Raw genomic sequence first — 18369 nt, forward strand, 5'->3', positions numbered from 1 at the left:
CTCAGTTCCGGACCCGCAGGCGGTCCGTACTGTCCTCGCTCGGCTGGACGACGACGATGCCCTGGCCGGAGAACGCCATCTGGAACGCCTCGCCGCTTCCCCGCCCGATCAGCGAGGAGGCCTTGAAGCTGCGCTTGCCCTTCACCTTGAGGTTCGGGGACCACGCCACAAGGGCGTCCGGGTCGACATAGGTCTCGTCCTCGCCGCGTCCGCAGTCGACGACGATCGGCGTGCCGCGCGAGGTGATCGCGACCCAGCCGGTGCCGGCGATGCAGACGTTCCACAGGCCCTGGCCGGCGAACTTCGCCAGCCCCTTGACCCGCTCCACGCCCCAGGTGAGGTGGCCGTCGAAGGCCAGGACGTTGGTGCCGTTGACCGAGAGGGAGTCGTTGTTGAGATTGATGACGACCACATCGGCGCCGTAGTCGGCGAGGTAGAGCAGCCCGTCACCGGAGCACTTCATCAGGGGCGCGCCCTCGCCGGTGATCCACTGGGAGGCGATCTGCCGGACGGCCGGCGGGTTGGGCTCATACTGGATGAAGCCCTCGTAGGACACCATCGAGCCGGTACGTGCGTAGAGGTCCTGGCCCGTGGCCATGGCGACCTTGAGCATCGTATGGCCGTGGTTCTCCATACGGGCCGTGACGGGGGTCGGGGCGAAGCCCGCGAGTTGCTGGTTCATGACGGGCTCCCTCAGACCTCGTAGGGCTGGACGACGATGAAGTTGCCGGGGGCTCCCCGGAACTGGAGGTTCACGGTCTCTCCGCTGTGTCCCGGGTACGCGTTGCGGCGCAGCCGGACCTGGCTGGAGATGATCACCTGGGACGCGGACGACCACGCCACGACGGCGTTGCAGTCGGCGAACGTGGTCGGCGTGACCGGCAGGACGACGGGGACGCCGTGGGTCTTGACGACGACCGTGCCGCTGCCCTGGAACTGCATGGTGAACAGGGCGCCGCCGGGGATGCCGTGACCCTCGATCCTGCGGACCTCGTACTGCAGCGACTCGTCGAAGGCGAGGACGCTCTCCGCGGAGACGCAGATGCCGTCGCCCTGGAGCTCGATGGAGTGCAGATGGGCGCCGTCTTCGGCGAGGAAGACCTGGCCGCGACCGGTACAGCGCATCAACTGCATTTCCTGGCCGGTCGCATTCCCGACCATGCGGCCTGCGAAACCGGCACCCTTGTAGCTGAAGTCGACCTTGCCCTGATACATCACCATGGAGCCCTGACGGGCGAGCACCGGTGTACCGCCCATGGTGAGGTCGACCCGCATGAGCTGCTGGTTCTGCGGCGTCCAACGCTGGCCGGTGGCCGTCTCCTTGTACGGCTGGAGCGCGGCCTGCAGACCGGCGCCGGCCTGCGGCACACCTTGGGGCATGCCCGGCTGCATTCCGGGGGGCTGCTGCCCGTAGGAAGCCGAGGCCTGCTGACCGTACGGTGCCGGGGCCTGCTGACCGTAAGGGGCGGCCGGCATGGCCTGGCCGGGAAACTGCCCGAACTGGGGCGGCTGTCCCGGCTGACCGTAGGGAGCAGGGGCGGGCGCGGGTGGCGGGACGGTGCCACCCTGCGGTGCCATCGGCGCCGCGATCGTCGGCGCGGCATGCATCTGCTGCTGCGGAGTGGGGGCCTGCGCGGCCGGGACGCCGAAGGACGGAGCCGGCTGCGGGACTTGGGGGACCTGGGGGGTGACCGGGACGCCGAAAGACGGAGCGGGCGCCGGGGCCTGCGCGGGCGGGGCGAACGAGGGGGCCGCCGCCTGCGGCTGCGGTGCGGCGGGCGCCTCCTCGGCGACCTCGCCGCCGAAGTTCTTCAGCAGCGCGTCGAGGCCGCCGTCGAAGCCCTGTCCGACAGCGGCGAACCGCCAGACGTCCTTCAGGTAGAAGTCGCCCAGCATCACCGCGCGCTCGGTGGTGAACTCGGAGCCGGTGAAGGCGTACCTGACGACTTCCTCGCCACCCGCGACGATCCGGATGTATCCCGGACCGATCTGCGACATCTGCCCTGCGCCGTCGACGGTCGCAGTGAACGACAGCTTGTGGATGTTCGCCGGAATGCGGTCCAGAGTGACGCGGAAGGACTCGGTGTCACCGGACTGGGCACCGAGGAGCTGAATGGACTCCTCGGGCGATTTCGGCTGATTGAAGAAGATGAAATACCGGTCGTCGGAGAGCTGCTCATGGGCATCGAGGCCGAAGCAGCTGATGTCGAAGGTCAGTCCGGGACCGGCGATCTGCACACCTACGTACAGATCCGTCCCCGGCGTGAGATCACTGATCTTGGCCTTGTGGCCGCGCTGGAATTCCCTGGCCATGCGTAACGACCGTCCCCCATCCCGAATGTGAATGCGTCGCGCCAGGCTAACCGCAAACTCCGACATTGAGCTAAGTCGGTACACACCCGGTACAGAATCACTGAACGTCACTCACCACGCGCGGCAGGCAGATGAGGCAGCCGGTCCGCCGCCACCACTCCTTCGAGGTAGCCGCGGGCCCGCTCGGTACGCGGATACGCCTCCAGCAGCCGCCAGAACCGCGGACCGTGACCGGGCACCAGCAGATGCGCCAACTCGTGGACGAGCACGTAGTCGACGACGTACTCCGGCATACCCTGCAGACGGTGCGACAGACGGATGCTGCCCTCCGCCGGGGTGCAGGACCCCCATCTGGTGTTCTGGTTGGTCACCCACCGCACCGAGGCGGGCCTGGCCCGGCCCGCGAAATACTGCGTGGACAACCGCTCGGCCCGCTCGGCGAGTTCGCTGTCGCCGAGGATGCGCTTGCTCTCCTGGGCCGCGAGTTTGTCAAGCATCACGGTCACCCAGCGCCGCTCCTCCGCCTCCGACATCCTGGCGGGGATCAGCACGATGGTGCGGTCGCCCTCCCGGTACGCGGAGACCGTTCTGCTACGGCGGGTGCTCCTGCGGACCTCGACCGCGCTCGTCACCGAGACACGGGGCGGATGGCTGGCCGCGCTGCGCTGATGGTCTTTGGCGCTGCGCGCGGGGGTCTTCCCGGCAAAGCCGGGTGACGGGTCGGCGGGCACGCCCCGACGTTACCCGCTGTCAGTGCGGGAAGTCCCACCTCCGGGAGGGTTCGCGCATGATCCGGTCCATGGCATGCACCATTTGAACGACTAATACCCCATGCCTGTGGATAACTTTCTGCACGCTTCGGCGCCGGCCTGCATTCTGGCAACGGATCTCGCGAAGTTCCGGTCCGCGGCCCGCGCACGCAGATCACTCCGGACCGCACAGAGATCGTACAGAGATCGCACGGAACAACGACAGCAGCAGAACGAACACGGGCCAGGGGGAAGCCATGCATCCGATGTTGAAACCCGCACTGCGCCGAGCGTGGCGTGGAAGGAGCACCGTGCAATTCGGTGTGACGCCCGCTCATGCGGTGAAGGTGGGGCCGATGGATATCGCCACGAGCAGTTTCCTGGAACTGCTCGACGGAACGCGCGGCCTGCCGCTGCTGCGCGAGGAAGCCAGGGCGCTGGACCTGTCGGACCATCAGGTGGACGTGCTGGTGGCGCGATTGGCGGAAGCGGGACTGATCGATGATGTCCGGGCGGGCGGACCGGAAGCCGATGCATTACGGAACCGGGCCGACGTACTGGAGCGACAGCGCCCCGACCTCGCGTCGCTCTCGGTCGTGCACCCCGAACCCGGGGGCGGGCTGAGGCGGCTGGCGGCCCGCCGCGCGATGCGGGTCCAGGTGCGGGGCTCCGGCCGGGTCGGTGCGGCAATCGCGGCGGTGCTGTCCGGGTCCGGTGTGGGCCTGGTCGAAGTCCTGGACGGTGGAGTCACCGAGCAGTCGGACGTCGCACCCGGCGGGCTTCCGGCCACTGCGGTCGGTGAGCGCAGGGACACCGCCGCCCGGCAGTTGGTGCGACGATCCGCTGTCGGTCCCGCCCCCCGGACGACGGGTCCGGACCGCTCCCCGTCGCGTGGTGGTCCCGGGCTGTCCCTGGTCGTGGTCGCTCCGCGGGACGGTCTCGCGGCGTACGCCCCCGACCCGCGTGCAGCCGAGCCATGGATCGCTTCGGGCACTCCTCATCTCTATGCCGGCGTGATCGAGGCCACCGGCGTGGTCGGTCCGCTGGTACTGCCCGGCGGTACGGCCTGCGCGGAATGCCTGGACCTGCACCGCACGGACCGGGATCCGCAGTGGCCGCGGATGCTTGCACAGTGGCGGTCCGGGCGGCGTGGCGCCGTACAGGCGTGCGACCTGGGGCTGGCGACAGCGGTGGCCGGTCTCGCGGCGGCCCAGACGCTGGCGTTTCTCGATGGCGAACTGCCCGCCGGCACGGGAGCCAGATGCGAGGCCGCGCTGCCGCTGTTGGACTGGCGGTCGGAGCGGGTCCGGCCACACCTCGACTGTTCCTGCGGGGCGAGTGGGCACATGGGGAGGGAGCGCACCTCCGGGCTCGGCGCGGGGCAGGACACAATGGCCGGGTAACCGCCGCACGCGGCACGGCAGTCTGGGAATTGGAGGGGCGTATGTCTGATCTTCCCCGGAAAGCGGTCACCCGTACAGCCAAGTTGGCCGCACTGCCACTCGGCTTCGCCGGCCGTGCCACGTGGGGGCTGGGCAAGCGGATCGGCGGCAGGTCCGCGGAGATAGTGGCCCGTGAACTCCAGCAGCGCACGGCGGACCAACTGTTCCGCACGCTGGGCGAGCTGAAGGGCGGTGCCATGAAGCTCGGTCAGGCCCTGTCCGTCTTCGAGTCGGCGTTGCCCGAGGATGTCGCCGGGCCGTATCGGGCGGCGCTCACCAAACTGCAGGAAGCCGCTCCCCCCATGCCGACCCGCACCGTCCACGCGGTGCTCACGGAGCGGCTCGGTGAGGACTGGCGGGAGCTGTTCCTCGAATTCGACGACAAGCCGTCGGCCGCCGCGTCGATCGGGCAGGTGCACCGGGCGGTCTGGCACGACAGGCGGGCCGTCGCCGTGAAGGTGCAGTATCCGGGCGCCGGGGAGGCCCTGCTCTCGGATCTGACCCAACTCAGCCGCTTCGCCCGGCTGCTCGGCCCACTGATCCCCGGAATGGATATCAAGCCGCTCATCGCGGAGCTGCGCGACCGGGTGTCGGAGGAGCTGGACTACGAACTGGAGGCGCAGTCGCAGCGGGAACACGCCGAGGAGTTCGCGAACGACCCCGATGTGGTGATTCCCGGTGTGGTGCACCAGTCCGACCAGGTGCTGGTGACGGAGTGGATCGACGGCGTCCCGCTGTCCGAGGTGATCGCGGAGGGCACCCAGGAACAACGGGACCGGGCGGGCCAGCTGCTGGCGCGATTCCTCTTCTCAGGTCCGGCGCGCACGAATCTGCTGCACGCCGACCCGCATCCCGGCAACTTCCGGCTCCTGCCCGGGGGCGGCGAAGTGGACGGGGAGGCAGACAGCGGTGGGAGCGGGCCATGGCGGCTCGGGGTGCTGGACTTCGGCACGGTGGACCGGCTGCCGGGCGGCCTGCCTCAGCCCATCGGGGACTCGTTGCGGCTGACGCTGGAGGGTGACGCGGAGGCAGTGTACGAACTGCTGCGCAAGGAGGGCTTCGTCAAGGAATCCATCGACCTCGACCCGGATGAGGTACTCGACTACCTCCTGCCCATCATCGAGCCGGCGCAGGTGGAGGAGTTCACCTTCACCCGGAGCTGGATGCGCAATCAGGCGGCCCGGATAGCGGATCCCCGCTCCCCCGCCCATCAGCTGGGCAAGCAGCTGAATCTGCCGCCCGCCTATCTGCTGATACACCGGGTGACGCTGAGCACGATCGGGGTGCTGTGCCAGCTGGGTGCGACGGTGCGGCTGCGGGACGAACTGGAGTCCTGGGTCCCGGGGTTCCTGCCCATCGAGGACCTGCCCGATCAGCAGAGCCGAAATCTGGGGTTCCCGGATCAGGAACCGACCGGCCAGGATCTGACCGAGGACGAGCTGCTCGACGACCGGCCGGCCTAGGATCCGGCACAGTGTCCAGGACCGCCGACCCCGACCCCGGCACCGGCACGGGCCTCGGCGCCGAGGGGGCAGGTCACCACCAGGCCGAATCGAGGCGACCCTCGATCGCCCTGATGTGAGTGCGGGCGCAGTCGTCGCACAAGTACTGGCGCCTGCCGTTCTCCACGGAACAGATCCAGGTCGGCGGAGCGTACGCGCTGTCGGCGGTGGTGCCGCACAGGGCGCACACCACGATCTCGGCACCCGGCTGCGCGGGGTGATGAGTCTCCTCGTCCACCCCGTGACGATAACTCCGTCCTCGCTGCGCGGCACGGCACCACACAGCACGACCGCGGGGCCGGTCCGTTCGGACCGGCCCCGCGGAAGGGGTACTGACAAGGGGGGGTACTGGCTGCTGCCGGACGGAGCGGCGCCCGGCAGCGGGTGCTGCGGTTTCCGGCCTGGCTAGTGCATGACCGCCATGGCCAGCGCGCGGCGGGCGCGCATCGAAACGCGCTCCGCCCGGCGCTGCATCCGCCGAGCGGTGACCAGGCGCACGGCCCGGCGCTCCGCGTCGGCTTCCCTCAGGCGGTCGTGCATATGCGCACGCGCCAGGGCTTCTGGGATGAGTTGCATCTCGCGGGTCCTGTTCTGACGCGAGTCGTTCGCGCCGATGATCGTGACGTTCGGTGTCGCGGAGCCGATGGGCTCATTCGTGGGGACGGTCATTGGTGCCTGATTTCGAGGGTCGTGGGTCCGGGGACGGTCGATGGTTCCGATGCGCTTCATGGGTTTGGGAGCCGTGGCTCCCAGGCCGGCGGTCACGCCGCGACCGGGTTCTTGCGCGGACGGCCACGCGGCCGCTTGCGAGCGACGACGACGCCCTGGATGAAGAGCTCGCCACCCCAGACGCCCCACGGCTCGCGGCGCTCCTTGGCGCCGGCGAGGCAGGCCTCGACGAGCGGGCAGGTGCGGCAGAGCGACTTGGCGTACTCGACATCGGCCGGCGACTCGGCGAAGAAGACCTCCGGGTCGTAGGAACGGCAGGGGACGGGCACGCCGAGGTTCTCGATGGCGTCGTCGAGCGCGGTGAGCGCAGTGAGGGGGATCAAGGTGGAGTCCTCCGTGAGGCCGGGCGGGGGGATCGTTTCGGAAGGCGGTACGGACGGGGCGTGCGCTTCGAGTTGCACGGTGGTGGTGTCCTCGTCTGGTTGTTCCGGCCGGTCGGCCGGGTGGCTGCTGGTACCGGGTACTGCTTGTCCCGAGGCGCCTTCTCGCTGTGTCGTCCGTTGGGACAAAACAAAAGGGCCGCGGATCCCGAGTGGGGTTCCGCGGCCCTGAAGGCGCCGGCCTGATGGTGGATCAGGCTGGATCACTCCAGGGTTCAGGCCCACGGAAGGCCCACATCATGTGGTGGTGCGTCGTCTGCTGCTCGGCTCCGGCACCGACTGCCGCAAAGGCATAGGCCGCCTTGGCCTGTCCCTTCGCTACTGCTGCCGTCGATGCCTGGGTCGGTCGCTCATTGCGCTCCCGCACGGGGACGCTCGCCAGGGACAGCGGGCTGACGGCGGAAATGCCGGACAGACCGGTGCCACGAAGCGAAAATTCCGAAGAGCAGGCGAGGCCGAGCGAGCAGGCGGAAACGACCGAAAGATCGGTCATTTTGTTGGTCTCGATGATGCTGATCACGACAATCGCCTCCTCTCGGCGTCTCGGTGGACCGGCGGGCCGGTCCTGCGTATTCGGATAAGTACAGCACAGGATCAGGGCTTCAGAGAAGTCGCTGTTCCCGTGGTTAAGAACCTATGGTGATGACTGGGGCGGGCGCAAACTATTTTTTCGACGAGTTTTTCTCACACCTCCCCGTCGTCTCCCCCAAGCCCCTCGACCGGGTCCTCACCTGCACAAATGGCCAGCACGGCGGCTCCGAACCGGTCCATCTTCCGGACACCGACCCCGGAGATTCCCGCCAGTTCGCCCTCGCTGCCCGGCACCGCCTCCGCGATCGCCATCAGCGTCTTGTCGGTGAACACGCAGTAGGCGGGCTGGCCGATCTCCTTCGCCCGGTCCGCCCGCCAGTCGCGCAGCCGCTCGTACAGCGCCTCGTCCATGTCGGAGGGGCAGTCCTCACAGCGCATCAGCTTCATCTCGCCGGCGTCGGTGAGTGTCTTGCCGCAGACCCGGCACAGCGCGGGGCCACGACGCCTGCGCTTGATCACCCCGGGGCGCTCGATGCCTCCGCCGCCGACCGCGCCACGCCCGCCGAGCGCCGCCGAGCCGGGACGCACTCCGTTCAGGAAGCGGCTCGGGTGCCGCCCGCCGCGGCTGCCCGGCGACCGGGACAACGACCATGACAGCGAGAGACGGAAGCGCGCCCGGGTGACACCGACGTACAGCAGGCGGCGCTCCTCCTCGATCTGCTCATCCGTCCTGGCGTACGTGATCGGCATCATGCCCTCGGTCAGCCCGACCAGGAACACGGCGTCCCACTCCAGGCCCTTCGCCGAGTGCAGCGAGGCCAGCGTGACGCCCTGGACCGCCGGGGCGTGCTGGGCGGCAGCCCGCTCGTCCAGCTCCGCCACCAGATCGGAGAGCGTCGCCCCCGGCTTGGCCTGTTCGAGGTCCTCGGCCAGCCGGACCAGCGCGGCGAGGGACTCCCAGCGGTCGCGCATCGCGCCGGAGCCCGCGGGCGGCTCCGTGGTCCACCCCTTGGTGGAGAGCACGGCCCGCATCTGGGAGGGCAGCCCCTCCGCGTCGTCGAGCAAGGAGTCGTTCCCCCCGGCGCGCGCCGCGCCGCGCAGGGCGACGCCCGCTTCCCGCACCTCCGCGCGCTCGAAAAAGCGCTCCGCGCCGCGCAGCTGGTAGGGCACGCCCGCGTCGGAGAGGGCCTGCTCGTAGACCTCGGACTGGGAGTTGACCCGGTAGAGCACGGCGATCTCCCCGGCCGGGACGCCGGCGGCGATCAGATCGCGGATCCGGCGGGCGGTGCCCTCCGCCTCCGCGGGCTCGTCCCCGTACTCCGTGTAGGCCGGCTCGGGACCCTTCTCCCGCTGCGAGACGAGTTCGAGCCGGTGCTCGGCGGCGCGGCCACGGGCCTGGCCGAGCAGGCCGTTGGCCAGGTGGACCACCTGGGGCGTGGAGCGGTAGTCCCTGACCAGCTTGACCACGGTCGCGTTCGGGTGGCGGGTGCGGAAGTTCAGCAGGTGCTCGGGGGTGGCCCCGGTGAAGGAGTAGATCGTCTGGCTGGCGTCCCCGACGACGCACAGGTTGTCCCGGTCGCCCAGCCAGAGGTCGAGCAGGCGCTGCTGGAGCGGGCTGACGTCCTGGTACTCGTCGACCACGAAGTGCTGGTACTGGCGGCGGACATGGTCGGCGATGTCATGACGGTCCTGGAGGATGGCGACGGTGAGGAGCAGCACGTCCTCGAAGTCGATCACCGAGCGGTCGCGCTTCAGCTGCTCGTACATCGCGTAGATCTGGGAGATCTCGGCGGTGTCGCGCGGGGCGTCGCGCTGGGACTTGGCGACCACGGCCGGATAGTCGGCGGGCACGGTCTGGGTGACCTTCGCCCACTCGATCTCGCTGGTGACGTCCCGCAGTTCGTTGCGGTCGAGCCGGATGCGGCAGCGGGCGGCGGCCTCGGCGACCAGCTGGACCTTGCGCTCCACGAGCCTCGGCAGCTCGCCACCGACTGCTTTCGGCCAGAAGTACTGGAGCTGGCGCAGGGCGGCGGAGTGGAAGGTCCGCGCCTGCACCCCGGCTGCGCCGAGCTGGCGGAGCCGGCCCCGCATCTCGCCCGCGGCCCGGTTGGTGAACGTGACGGCCAGCACATTGGTCGGCTGGAGTATTCCGGCGCGCACCCCGTACGCGATGCGGTGCGTGATCGCTCGCGTCTTGCCCGTACCGGCTCCGGCCAGCACGCACACCGGGCCGTGCAGGGCCAGGGCGACCTCGCGCTGCTCGGGGTCCAGCCCGTCGAGCACGGCGTCCGCCGACTCGGGGACCTGCGGGAATAGAGAGGAATGCGTTGCTGCTGTCACCCCGCCATGCTGCCAGGTCGGGAGAGGCGGACGCGGAAGTTGTCCACAGGGGAGCAGCATCCGTCGTACTAATGCGGGGTCGGCGGCGGGAATGGTGACCAGGTCACGTACGTTCCACTCCCTGCGGGGATACGTATGGGCGGCTTTTCCGCAGTCGTGAGTGAGACGAACAAGACAGAGGAGCGCGAAAATATGCTGGGCACTGTGACGATGTACAGCACCACGTGGTGCGGCTACTGCCGTCGGCTCAAGGGCCAGATGGACCGCGAGGGCATCACGTACAACGAGATCAACATCGAGCAGGACCCGGCATCCGCGGCCTTCGTCGAGAAGGCCAACGGGGGCAACCAGACCGTCCCGACCGTGCTGGTAGTTCCCCCCGATGGTGGCGAGAACATCGTCATGACGAACCCGAGCCTGGCCCAGGTGAAGCAGGCCCTCGCGGTCTGACGCTCCCGCGCGCTGCGTCCCCTCTGGTCGAGGTCACCGGAGGGGACGCAGCGCGCTGTATGCAGGGGACTGACAGCGGCCCCTCACGGGCCGTCTCGCAGCCGGTCAGCCTCTGGGGAGCCACCGCGACAACGCAAATATTGGCGTCACCGCATAGACGGCCGACGCCGTTCCTCGGTACCGTGCCGCCTCCCCACCAGGGGGCGCAGTTCAGCGGAACGCCCGCACCGACGCGCCTGCAGACACGCCCGCCGCCCTCCGGTCCGCCGGAAGGCGGCGGGCGTGTCCGTGCCCGCGAGCCGGCAGGCGTTCCCGTGCCGGGCAACCGGACGTCAGCTCACGCCGCGGCGCCGAGCTGCAAGGCAGCCGCGGCCACTGTCTGTTCGAGAAGGACCGCGATGGTCATCGGTCCGACGCCGCCGGGGACCGGGGTGATCAGCCGTGCCCGCTCGGCCGCGGTCTCGAAGTCGACATCGCCGACGTTGCCGTCGTTGTATCCGGCGTCGAGCACCACCGCACCCGGCTTGATGTCCGCACCGGCGATGAAGCGCGGCTTGCCGACCGCGGCCAGCAGTACGTCCGCCTGCTGCACGATCGACGGGAGGTCGGCCGTCCGTGAGTGGCAGTACGTCACGGTGGCGTCCCGGCCGAGCAGCAGCATCCCGGCGGGCTTGCCCAGGATGGCGCTGCGGCCCACGACGACCGCGTGCTTTCCCGCGAGGTCGACCTCGTACTCGTCGAGCAGGCGCATGATGCCGCCGGGTGTGCAGGAGACGAAGCCGGAAAGGCCGAAACTCATCGCCGCGAACGAGTGCGTGGTGACCCCGTCGACGTCCTTGGCCGGGTCGATCGCTTCGAAGGCGGCGCGCTCGTCGATGTGGGGACCCACGGGATGCTGCAGCAGGATGCCGTGCACATCGGGGTCGTTCGACAGCACAGTGACCGCGTCGACCACGTCTTGTGTGGTGGAGGTGGCGGGAAGGGCCACGTGCCGTGACGCGATGCCCGCGCTTTCGCAGCGGCGGCGCTTCACCCGGACGTAGGTCACGGACGCCGGGTCGTCGCCGACCAGCACGGTCGCCAGGCAGGGTGCCTTCCCGGTGCGCAACCGGAGTTCCGCCGCTGTCGCGGCACTGGTCGCGATGATGCGGCGGGCGAGGGCGGTGCCGTCCATCGGACGGGCTGTCTGTGTCTGGGCCACGCTTCACTCCTGAGCGTCACGAGGATCACGAGGATCACGAGGAATCGCCCAGGCGCACGGCATCGACGGTTGTCGAGTGTTTCCGTCGGACCGCTCCCCGGTGGTGCTCCACCTCAGCGCCAGTCACGGCCCAGGGCCAGATTAACGGACAGGAGCGTCCTGGGGGAGGAACCGGGTGGCAGTGGCGGGCGGACGACCCGGCCGTGCGTGCCCCGTCGCCCGCCCCGCACCGTGTGTCAGCCGACGCTGCCCGGCTTCGGGAGCGGCTTGCCGTACCAGAGCTCGATCAGACGGGCCGCGATCGAGATGCCGAACGGAGGCAGGATCTCGCCCGATTCGAAGGCCGCTGTCAGGTCCTCGCGGGAGAACCAGCGGGCCTCCTCGATCTCCTCGCCGTCGACGTTGATCTCCGCGGACGTGGCCCGCGCCATGAAGCCCAGCATCAGGCTGGACGGGAAGGGCCAGGGCTGGCTGGCGATGTACTCGACCTCACCGACCGTGACACCCGCCTCCTCGAACACCTCGCGGGCGACGGACTGCTCGATCGACTCCCCGGGCTCGACGAAGCCCGCGAGCGTCGAGAACCTGCCCTCCGGCCAGTGCACCTGACGGCCCAGCAGGGCGCGGTCCTGGTCGTCCGTCACCAGCATGATCACCGCCGGGTCGGTGCGCGGGTAGTGCTCGGCGCCGCAGGCCTGGCAGCGGCGGATGTGGCCTGCCGCTGCGATGACGGTGCGTTCGCCGCAGCGGGAGCAGAAACGGTGCAGCCGCTGCCAGTTCTCCAGCGCCACCGCGTGCGCCATCAGCCCCGCGTCGCGCGGGCCGAGGAGCAGTCCGGCCTCGCGCAGCCCGGCCGGGCGGGCCGGCTGGTCCATGCGGCCGGGCAGCGAGTCCTTCTGGAGCGCGAAGTAGCTGACGCCGTCCTCGTCGGTGCCGAGGAAGTAGCGGTGGGTCTCGGTGACCGGGGCCTCGAAGGCCGGGGTCATGACGATCTCCGTGCCGCCGTCTGTGCTGTCTGCGGGATCGTCGATCAGCACCTGCCCGCCGGAGACCACGAAGACCCGGGTGGTCGGGTGGCTCCAGGCGGCGGAGAGCCAGGCCTCGTCGAGGCGGTGGTGCGCCGCGCGGTCGATACCGCTGTGCGCGGTGAGACCGATGGGCCGGTCTGTGGTGGCGTTGTCGAAAGTGCTCACAGGTGCTTCCTACTCCCCCGGGATGGATCGGGTGTTCAGAGGATTCAGCGGAGTGCGGCGGGCAGTTCGCCCCAGAGGTGGGCGGTCGTCTGCACGCCCTTGAGCAGGAGGTCCAGCTCCACCTTCTCGTTGGGGGCGTGCCAGCCGTCGGACGGTACGGAGATGCCCAGGAAGAGGACGGGGGCGCCGAGCACGTCCTGCAGGTCGGCGGCGGGCCCCGAGCCTCCTTCGCGGGTGAAGAGGATCTTCTGGCCGAAGGCCCGTCCCATGGCGCGGGCCACGGCCTGCAGGGCGGGGTGGTCCAGCGGGGTCAGGCACGGGCGGGTGGCGGGGGCGAAGGTGATCCGGTGGCGGATGCCGGCCGGGAACTGCGCCTCGGCCCAGGCCCGGACGGCCTGTTGGACGTGGTCGGGGTCCTGGCCCGCGACCAGCCGGAAGCTGATCTTCACGAGGGCGGAGGACGGAATGATGGTCTTGCTCCCGGCGCCCTGGTAGCCGCCACCGATGCCGTTGACCTCGGCCGTGGGGCGCGCCCAGATGCGCTCCAGCGTGGAGTAGCCGGCCTCGCCCGTCGCGGCCTGCGACTTGGCGGTACGCAGCCAGCCGGCCTCGTCGAAGGGGAGCTCGGCGAAGAGCGCGCGCTCGGTGTCGGTGAGTTCCGTCACGCCGTCGTAGAAACCGGGGATCGCGACCCGGCCGTCCGCGTCGTGCAGCGCGGCGACGAGGCGGGCCACGGCGGTCGCCGGGTTGGGGACGGCGCCGCCGAACGATCCGGAGTGGATGTCCTGCTCGGGGCCGTGGAGCTCGATCTCGCACTCGGCGAGACCGCGCATGCCGGTGCAGACCGTCGGGGTCGTCTCGTCCCACATGCCGGTGTCGGAGACGATCACGGCGTCGGCGGCGAGGCGTGCGGCCTGCTGCTCGACCAGGGCGCGGAAGTGCGGGGAACCGGACTCCTCCTCGCCCTCGACGAGGAGCTTGAGGTGGACGGCAGGGGTGGTGCGGCCGGTGGCGGCGAGGTGGGCCCGGACACCGAGGGTGTGGAAGAACACCTGGCCCTTGTCGTCGGCGGCGCCGCGCCCGTACATCCGGCCGTCCCGGACCACCGGTTCGAACGGGTCGGTGTCCCAGCCGTCCTCCCGGGCGGCGGGCTGCACGTCGTGGTGGCCGTAGACGAGGACGGTCGGGGCGTCCGGGTCCTCGGAGGGCCACTCGGCGAAGACGGCGGGAGCGCCCGGCGTCTCCCAGACCTCCGCGACCGGGAAGCCGGTCTCCTTGAGCTTGGCGGACAGCCACTCGGCGCTGCGCCGTACGTCTCCCCCGTGCTCGGGCTGGGCGGATACGGAGGGGATGCGCAGCCACTCGGCAAGGTCGTCGAGGAAGGCTGTGCGGTGCTGTTCGATGTACGTACGGACGGCGCTGTCCGGGGTGTCGCTCATGGTCTTGAGCCTATCGGCCTGTGGGAGGTGGCTCGTCCCACAGGATGTGTTCGAGCTCGGTCCGGCCGGGGAGATCGGTGGGGTGGACGGCCTCTCCGGTACGGACGAACAGGAACGTGGTGGTGACGGAGTCGAGCGGTACGTCGTGCAATTCGGCCCAGGCGAGGCGGTAGACGGCCAGCTGCAGCGGGTCGGCCGTGCGGACGGCCGAGGTGTCTTCGTGGCCTTGGGGGGTGTGACGGGTCGTCTTCCAGTCGACGATCTCGTAGGTGACCCCGTCCGCACCTTCCGTGCGGTACACGGCGTCGATCCGGCCCCGGACCACGCGGCCCGCGAGCGTGATCTGGAACGGTGTCTCGACGCGGTACGGGGTGCGGTGGGCGTACGGGGTGCGCTCGAAGGCCTCCTTGAGCGCGGCAAGGTCGGCCTCGTCCGCGATGTCGGTGTCGCTCCCGTCGCCGCCGGGCAGCTCGTCGGGGCCGAGCATGGGCAGCGGCAGCTCCTCGAAGCGGGCCTCCACCCAGGCGTGGAATCTGGTGCCCCGGCGGGCCGCGGGCGCGGGCGGCCGCGGCATGGGCCGGGCCAGCTCCTGGGCGAAGCCGTCGGGGTCGTCGGCGAGCCTCAGCAACTGCGTGGCGGAGAGTGAGGCGGGCACGAGGACCTCGCGCACGGTGGCGCGGGCGCGGCGCAGCTCACCGGCGAGCGCATCGAGGTCCCGGTCCCAGGAGGCGAGGGTGCGGGTCTCCTCCGGGGTGAGCCGTGAGGGGGTGCGGGCGGCGGGGACGTGGGGGGCGGGGATCCGGGGGGCCGGTGACGTGGGGGCAGGGTCCGCGGGAGGTTCACTCGACAGGGAGTCCCAGTCCGCGGCCTCGTCCGGGTACGGCTCGTCATCGGCATACCGCTGGTCGTCCGGTGCCACGGGGTACGCCCCCGGCGCCGCACCCGCCGCCGACTCCCCCGCCAGTGTCTCCAGGTGGGCCAGCACCGTCTCCGCGGCCGCCCGGCGGCGGGCCAGCGCCGTGTCGTCCAGCGGGAGCGGCCAGGCGTGGTCGGCGGCCGCCTCCGCGAGGGCCGGGTTCTCCTCGTCCTCGGCCGGCTCGTCCGCCCAGGCCTCGATCTCGCCGTGGCCGGCCGCGCAGTGCTCGTACAGCGCCTGCAGGAAGTCCGACGGGCCGCGCGGCTTCTTCTGGGACGGCCCCCACCAGTGGCCGGAGCCGAGCAGCAGGCTGCGCGGCCGGGTGAAGGTGACGTAGCCGAGGCGGAGTTCCTCGGTGTGCTGGTGCTCCTTCATCTCCTCCTTGAAGGCCCCCAGCCCCTTGGCGTCCCAGGAGTGGATGACGGGCAGGGTGGGTGCGTCGCCGCGCAGGGCGTGCGGGAGGACCTTGGACTGGGAGGTCCAGGCGTCGCGGGACCGGTTGCTGGGGAACTGGCCGGTGACCAGGCCTGGCACGGCGACGACGTCCCACTCCAGGCCCTTGGACTTGTGGGCGGTGAGGACCTTGACGGTGTTCTCGCCGCCGGGCAGCGCGTTGTCCAGGCCCTTCTCGTACTGGACGGCCGTGCGCAGGAAGCCGAGGAAGGCCAGCAGCGTGGCCTCGCCGTCGACTGCGGCGAAGCGGGCCGCGACGTCCAGGAAGTTGGCGAGGGTCTCGCGGCGGCGGGCGGCCAGCGCGTGCGGCGACGCGGAGAGCTCCACTTCGAGACCGGTGGTGGCGAGGACCCGGTGCAGGACGTCCATGAGCGGGTCGGCCAGCGAGCGGCGCAGCTCGCGCAGTTCGGTGGCGAGGCGGGCGAAGCGGACGCGTGCCTCGGCGGAGAACGGCAGCCCGTCGTCCTCCGTACCGCTCGATTCGAGGAAGGTGTCGAGGGCGTCGGCGAGCGAGATCACCTCGGCCGGGTCGATGCCTTCGACCGCCTCGGCGAGCCGGCGGTCGGGATCGAAGTCGTCGTCGTCCGCGTGAGCCGCGCGGTGGACGAGGAGGCGGGCGCGGCGGCCGAGGAGGGCCAGGTCGCGGGGGCCGATCCGCCAGCGGGGGCCGGTGAGCAGCCGGACCAGGGAGGCGTTGGCTCCGGGGTCCTGGAGGACTTCGCAGACTGCGACGAGGTCGGCGACCTCGGGCAGGTGCAGCAGCCCCGAGAGGCCGACGACCTCGACGGGGATGTCGCGGGCGACGAGCGCGGCCTGGATCTCCGGGAAGTCACCCGCCGTGCGGCACAGCACGGCGATCTCGCCGGGTTCCTTCCCGGTCCGTACGAGATGGGCGATCGAGTCGGCGAGCCAGTCGATCTCTTCGGTGTGGGTGCGCAGCAGGGCGCAGCGGGCGATGCCGTCGCGTTCGGCGCCGGGGGCGGGGCGCAGCGCTTCGACGCCCTCGTGCATGGCGCGCAGCGGCTCGGCGAGCCCGTTGGCGAGGTGCAACAGGCGGCCGCCGCTGCGGCGGTTCTCGCTGAGGGAGTACCGGGTGGCGGGGGCGCCGTCGGCGTGCGGGAAGTGGTGCGGGAAGTCGTCGAGGTTGGCGACGGAGGCGCCGCGCCAGCCGTAGATCGCCTGGCAGGGGTCGCCGACGGCGGTGACGGCGTGCCCGGACGCGGTGCCGTCGGGGCCGCTGCCGAAGAGGGCGGAGAGGAGCAGCCGCTGGGCGACGGAGGTGTCCTGGTACTCGTCGAGCAGGACGACCCGGTACTCGTCGCGCAGGATCGCGCCGACCTCGCGGCGGGTGAGGGCCAGCTCGGCGGAGAGTGCGATCTGGTCGCCGAAGTCGAGGAGGTCGCGGCTGCGCTTGGCGTCGCGGTAGCGCCGGGTCAGTGAGAGGAGTTCGCGGCGGGCCTCGGCGGTCTCCGGGACCTTGCGCAGCTCGGCGTTGGTGAGCCGGGCCGATGCGAGCGCACGGAGGAGCTCGGTGTCGTACTCCGCGAGCTGCTCGGGGCGTACGAGATGCTCGGCCAGCTCGGCGTCGAGTGCCAGCAGATCGCTGACGAGGGTGGGGAACGACCTGGTCAGTGCCGGGTACGGGCCCGGGGCCTCGCGCAGCACGCGGGCGGCGAGCTGGTAGCGGGTGGCGTCGGCGAGGAGGCGGGTGGTGGGTTCGAGTCCTATGCGCAGCCCGTGCTCGGTGAGGAGCCGTCCGGCGAAGGCGTGGTACGTGGAGATGCTGGGCTCGCCCGGCGGGTTGTCCGGGTCGATGGCGTCCGGGTCGGTGACCCCGGCGGCGACGAGCGCCTTGCGGACGCGCTCGGCGAGCTCGCCCGCCGCCTTGTTCGTGAAGGTGAGCCCGAGTACCTGCTCCGGGGCGACCTGCCCGGTCCCCACCAGCCACACCACGCGCGCCGCCATCACCGTGGTCTTCCCCGACCCGGCTCCGGCCACGATCACCTGCGGGGCGGGCGGCGCGGTGATGCAGGCCGTCTGCTCCGGAGTGAAGGGGATCCCGAGGAGCTCCTTGAGCTGCTCGGGACCGGTGATACGTGGGGACACCCCACAGAGGCTAACCGGGCGGACCGACAGCGTGCGGGGCGATGAGCCGGACCGGCCTGTGGCCGGGAAGTGCCTCGTCCGGGGCTGCTGGCCGGTCCAGGGTGAAGACCGATCGGTCCCGATCGCATGTGATCGCATCAACGGCCTTACGAGGAGGGTCATATGAGCCCCGGCGCACCCTCCCCCGACCTCGGGCCGGACTCCGGATCGGACTCCGTCGAGCTCATGAAACGCATCGATACGACGAAGGCGCATCCGGCTCGGGTGTATGACGTATTCCTCGGCGGCACGGACAACCCCGCCGACCGGGAGGCCGCGGCCATGGCACCGGCGGCCAATACGCGGGTCCACCTCGACGTCCGGCACAACCGGGACTTCGTACGACGGGCCGTGACCGAACTCACCACGGGCGCGGGCATCCGGCAGTTCCTGGATGTGGGGGCGGGGCTGGGCTGCCGACCCGGCAGAACGTGCACCAGATCGTCCAGGACATCGCCCCGGAGTCCCGAATCGTCTACGCCGGCCACGACCCGGTCGTCCTGGTCCACGCGCAGGCCTTGCTCACCAGCAGCGCCGAGGGCCGGACGGCCGTGGCCCGCAAGGTCTGACCGGCCGGGGCCGGAAC

15 protein-coding genes, 1 pseudogene and 1 riboswitch are annotated in these 18369 nt (G+C 70.7%); of the genes and pseudogenes, 4 read left to right on the top strand and 12 right to left on the bottom strand.

What is annotated here, in order from left to right; translation table 11 throughout:
• Nucleotide 1: 1 nt before the first annotated feature.
• From OH809_RS14940 to OH809_RS14950, 3 genes are all read right to left on the bottom strand, one after another.
• The gene (locus OH809_RS14940) at nucleotides 2-682 is read right to left on the bottom strand and encodes an AIM24 family protein (protein WP_266981740.1); all 681 of its coding nucleotides are present in this window, start codon (nucleotides 680-682) and stop codon (nucleotides 2-4) included.
• Between the two features lie 11 nt (nucleotides 683-693).
• Complete coding sequence (locus OH809_RS14945) at nucleotides 694-2313, bottom strand: TerD family protein (RefSeq protein WP_406515213.1); 1620 nt, start codon at nucleotides 2311-2313, stop codon at nucleotides 694-696.
• Between the two features lie 107 nt (nucleotides 2314-2420).
• Complete coding sequence (locus OH809_RS14950; RefSeq protein WP_406421928.1) at nucleotides 2421-3044, bottom strand: M48 family metallopeptidase; 624 nt, start codon at nucleotides 3042-3044, stop codon at nucleotides 2421-2423.
• A 275-nt stretch (nucleotides 3045-3319) separates the two neighbouring features.
• Here OH809_RS14950 and OH809_RS14955 point away from each other — a divergent pair, with 275 nt between their 5' ends.
• Nucleotides 3320-4465: a ThiF family adenylyltransferase gene (locus OH809_RS14955; RefSeq protein WP_406421927.1), complete on the top strand. Its 1146-nt coding sequence runs from the start codon at nucleotides 3320-3322 to the stop codon at nucleotides 4463-4465.
• Between the two features lie 41 nt (nucleotides 4466-4506).
• Nucleotides 4507-5967 (top strand): ABC1 kinase family protein, encoded by a 1461-nt coding sequence (locus OH809_RS14960; RefSeq protein WP_406515214.1) that lies wholly within the window; start codon nucleotides 4507-4509, stop codon nucleotides 5965-5967.
• A gap of 73 nt (nucleotides 5968-6040) precedes the next feature.
• On the opposite strand, the gene OH809_RS14965 is transcribed toward OH809_RS14960, so the two are convergent.
• From OH809_RS14965 to OH809_RS14985, 5 genes are all read right to left on the bottom strand, one after another.
• A complete protein-coding gene (locus tag OH809_RS14965) occupies nucleotides 6041-6244 on the bottom strand; it encodes a hypothetical protein (RefSeq protein ID WP_406421925.1) in 204 nt (67 codons plus the stop codon).
• Between the two features lie 167 nt (nucleotides 6245-6411).
• Complete coding sequence (locus OH809_RS14970; protein WP_359106212.1) at nucleotides 6412-6735, bottom strand: hypothetical protein; 324 nt, start codon at nucleotides 6733-6735, stop codon at nucleotides 6412-6414.
• Between the two features lie 32 nt (nucleotides 6736-6767).
• Nucleotides 6768-7136 carry a WhiB family transcriptional regulator gene (locus OH809_RS14975; protein ID WP_030915514.1) on the bottom strand — a complete coding sequence of 123 codons (369 nt, stop codon included), beginning with the start codon at nucleotides 7134-7136 and terminating at the stop codon, nucleotides 6768-6770.
• Nucleotides 7137-7308: 172 nt separating this feature from the next.
• Entirely contained in the window at nucleotides 7309-7635 is a 327-nt protein-coding gene (locus OH809_RS14980; protein WP_406421924.1) for a hypothetical protein, read from the bottom strand.
• A 164-nt stretch (nucleotides 7636-7799) separates the two neighbouring features.
• Nucleotides 7800-10046: an ATP-dependent DNA helicase UvrD2 gene (locus OH809_RS14985; RefSeq protein WP_406421923.1), complete on the bottom strand. Its 2247-nt coding sequence runs from the start codon at nucleotides 10044-10046 to the stop codon at nucleotides 7800-7802.
• Nucleotides 10047-10178: 132 nt separating this feature from the next.
• Here OH809_RS14985 and OH809_RS14990 point away from each other — a divergent pair, with 132 nt between their 5' ends.
• Nucleotides 10179-10436 (top strand): glutaredoxin domain-containing protein, encoded by a 258-nt coding sequence (locus tag OH809_RS14990; protein WP_406421922.1) that lies wholly within the window; start codon nucleotides 10179-10181, stop codon nucleotides 10434-10436.
• A gap of 337 nt (nucleotides 10437-10773) precedes the next feature.
• Here OH809_RS14990 and OH809_RS14995 read toward each other — a convergent pair whose 3' ends face one another.
• From OH809_RS14995 to OH809_RS15010, 4 genes are all read right to left on the bottom strand, one after another.
• Nucleotides 10774-11637, bottom strand: a complete 864-nt coding sequence (locus OH809_RS14995) for a bifunctional 5,10-methylenetetrahydrofolate dehydrogenase/5,10-methenyltetrahydrofolate cyclohydrolase (RefSeq protein WP_406421921.1) — start codon at nucleotides 11635-11637, stop codon at nucleotides 10774-10776.
• Between the two features lie 39 nt (nucleotides 11638-11676).
• Nucleotides 11677-11774: riboswitch (ZMP/ZTP riboswitch) on the bottom strand.
• A gap of 99 nt (nucleotides 11775-11873) precedes the next feature.
• Nucleotides 11874-12830 (bottom strand): NAD(+) diphosphatase, encoded by a 957-nt coding sequence (gene nudC, locus OH809_RS15000; RefSeq protein WP_406421920.1) that lies wholly within the window; start codon nucleotides 12828-12830, stop codon nucleotides 11874-11876.
• Between the two features lie 44 nt (nucleotides 12831-12874).
• Complete coding sequence (locus OH809_RS15005) at nucleotides 12875-14269, bottom strand: dipeptidase (RefSeq protein WP_406421919.1); 1395 nt, start codon at nucleotides 14267-14269, stop codon at nucleotides 12875-12877.
• Between the two features lie 10 nt (nucleotides 14270-14279).
• Nucleotides 14280-17744, bottom strand: a complete 3465-nt coding sequence (locus OH809_RS15010; RefSeq protein ID WP_406515215.1) for an ATP-dependent DNA helicase — start codon at nucleotides 17742-17744, stop codon at nucleotides 14280-14282.
• A 162-nt stretch (nucleotides 17745-17906) separates the two neighbouring features.
• Here OH809_RS15010 and OH809_RS15015 point away from each other — a divergent pair.
• A pseudogene (locus OH809_RS15015) lies at nucleotides 17907-18331 on the top strand (SAM-dependent methyltransferase); the annotation flags it as partial.
• Between the last annotated feature and the right edge of the window lie 38 nt (nucleotides 18332-18369).

Source organism: Streptomyces sp. NBC_00873 (assembly GCF_045207415.1).
GTDB lineage: Bacteria > Actinomycetota > Actinomycetes > Streptomycetales > Streptomycetaceae > Streptomyces.

What these genes read in the sequence shown, in the direction of transcription:
- OH809_RS14940 (WP_266981740.1), bottom strand. Translation starts at nt 682, where the DNA reads ATGAACCAGCAACTCGCGGGCTTCGCCCCGACCCCCGTCACGGCCCGT.
- OH809_RS14945 (WP_406515213.1), bottom strand. Translation starts at nt 2,313, where the DNA reads ATGGCCAGGGAATTCCAGCGCGGCCACAAGGCCAAGATCAGTGATCTC.
- OH809_RS14955 (WP_406421927.1), top strand. Translation starts at nt 3,320, where the DNA reads ATGCATCCGATGTTGAAACCCGCACTGCGCCGAGCGTGGCGTGGAAGG.
- OH809_RS14960 (WP_406515214.1), top strand. Translation starts at nt 4,507, where the DNA reads ATGTCTGATCTTCCCCGGAAAGCGGTCACCCGTACAGCCAAGTTGGCC.
- OH809_RS14970 (WP_359106212.1), bottom strand. Translation starts at nt 6,735, where the DNA reads ATGAAGCGCATCGGAACCATCGACCGTCCCCGGACCCACGACCCTCGA.
- OH809_RS14985 (WP_406421923.1), bottom strand. Translation starts at nt 10,046, where the DNA reads ATGCTGCTCCCCTGTGGACAACTTCCGCGTCCGCCTCTCCCGACCTGG.
- OH809_RS14990 (WP_406421922.1), top strand. Translation starts at nt 10,179, where the DNA reads ATGCTGGGCACTGTGACGATGTACAGCACCACGTGGTGCGGCTACTGC.
- OH809_RS15005 (WP_406421919.1), bottom strand. Translation starts at nt 14,269, where the DNA reads ATGAGCGACACCCCGGACAGCGCCGTCCGTACGTACATCGAACAGCAC.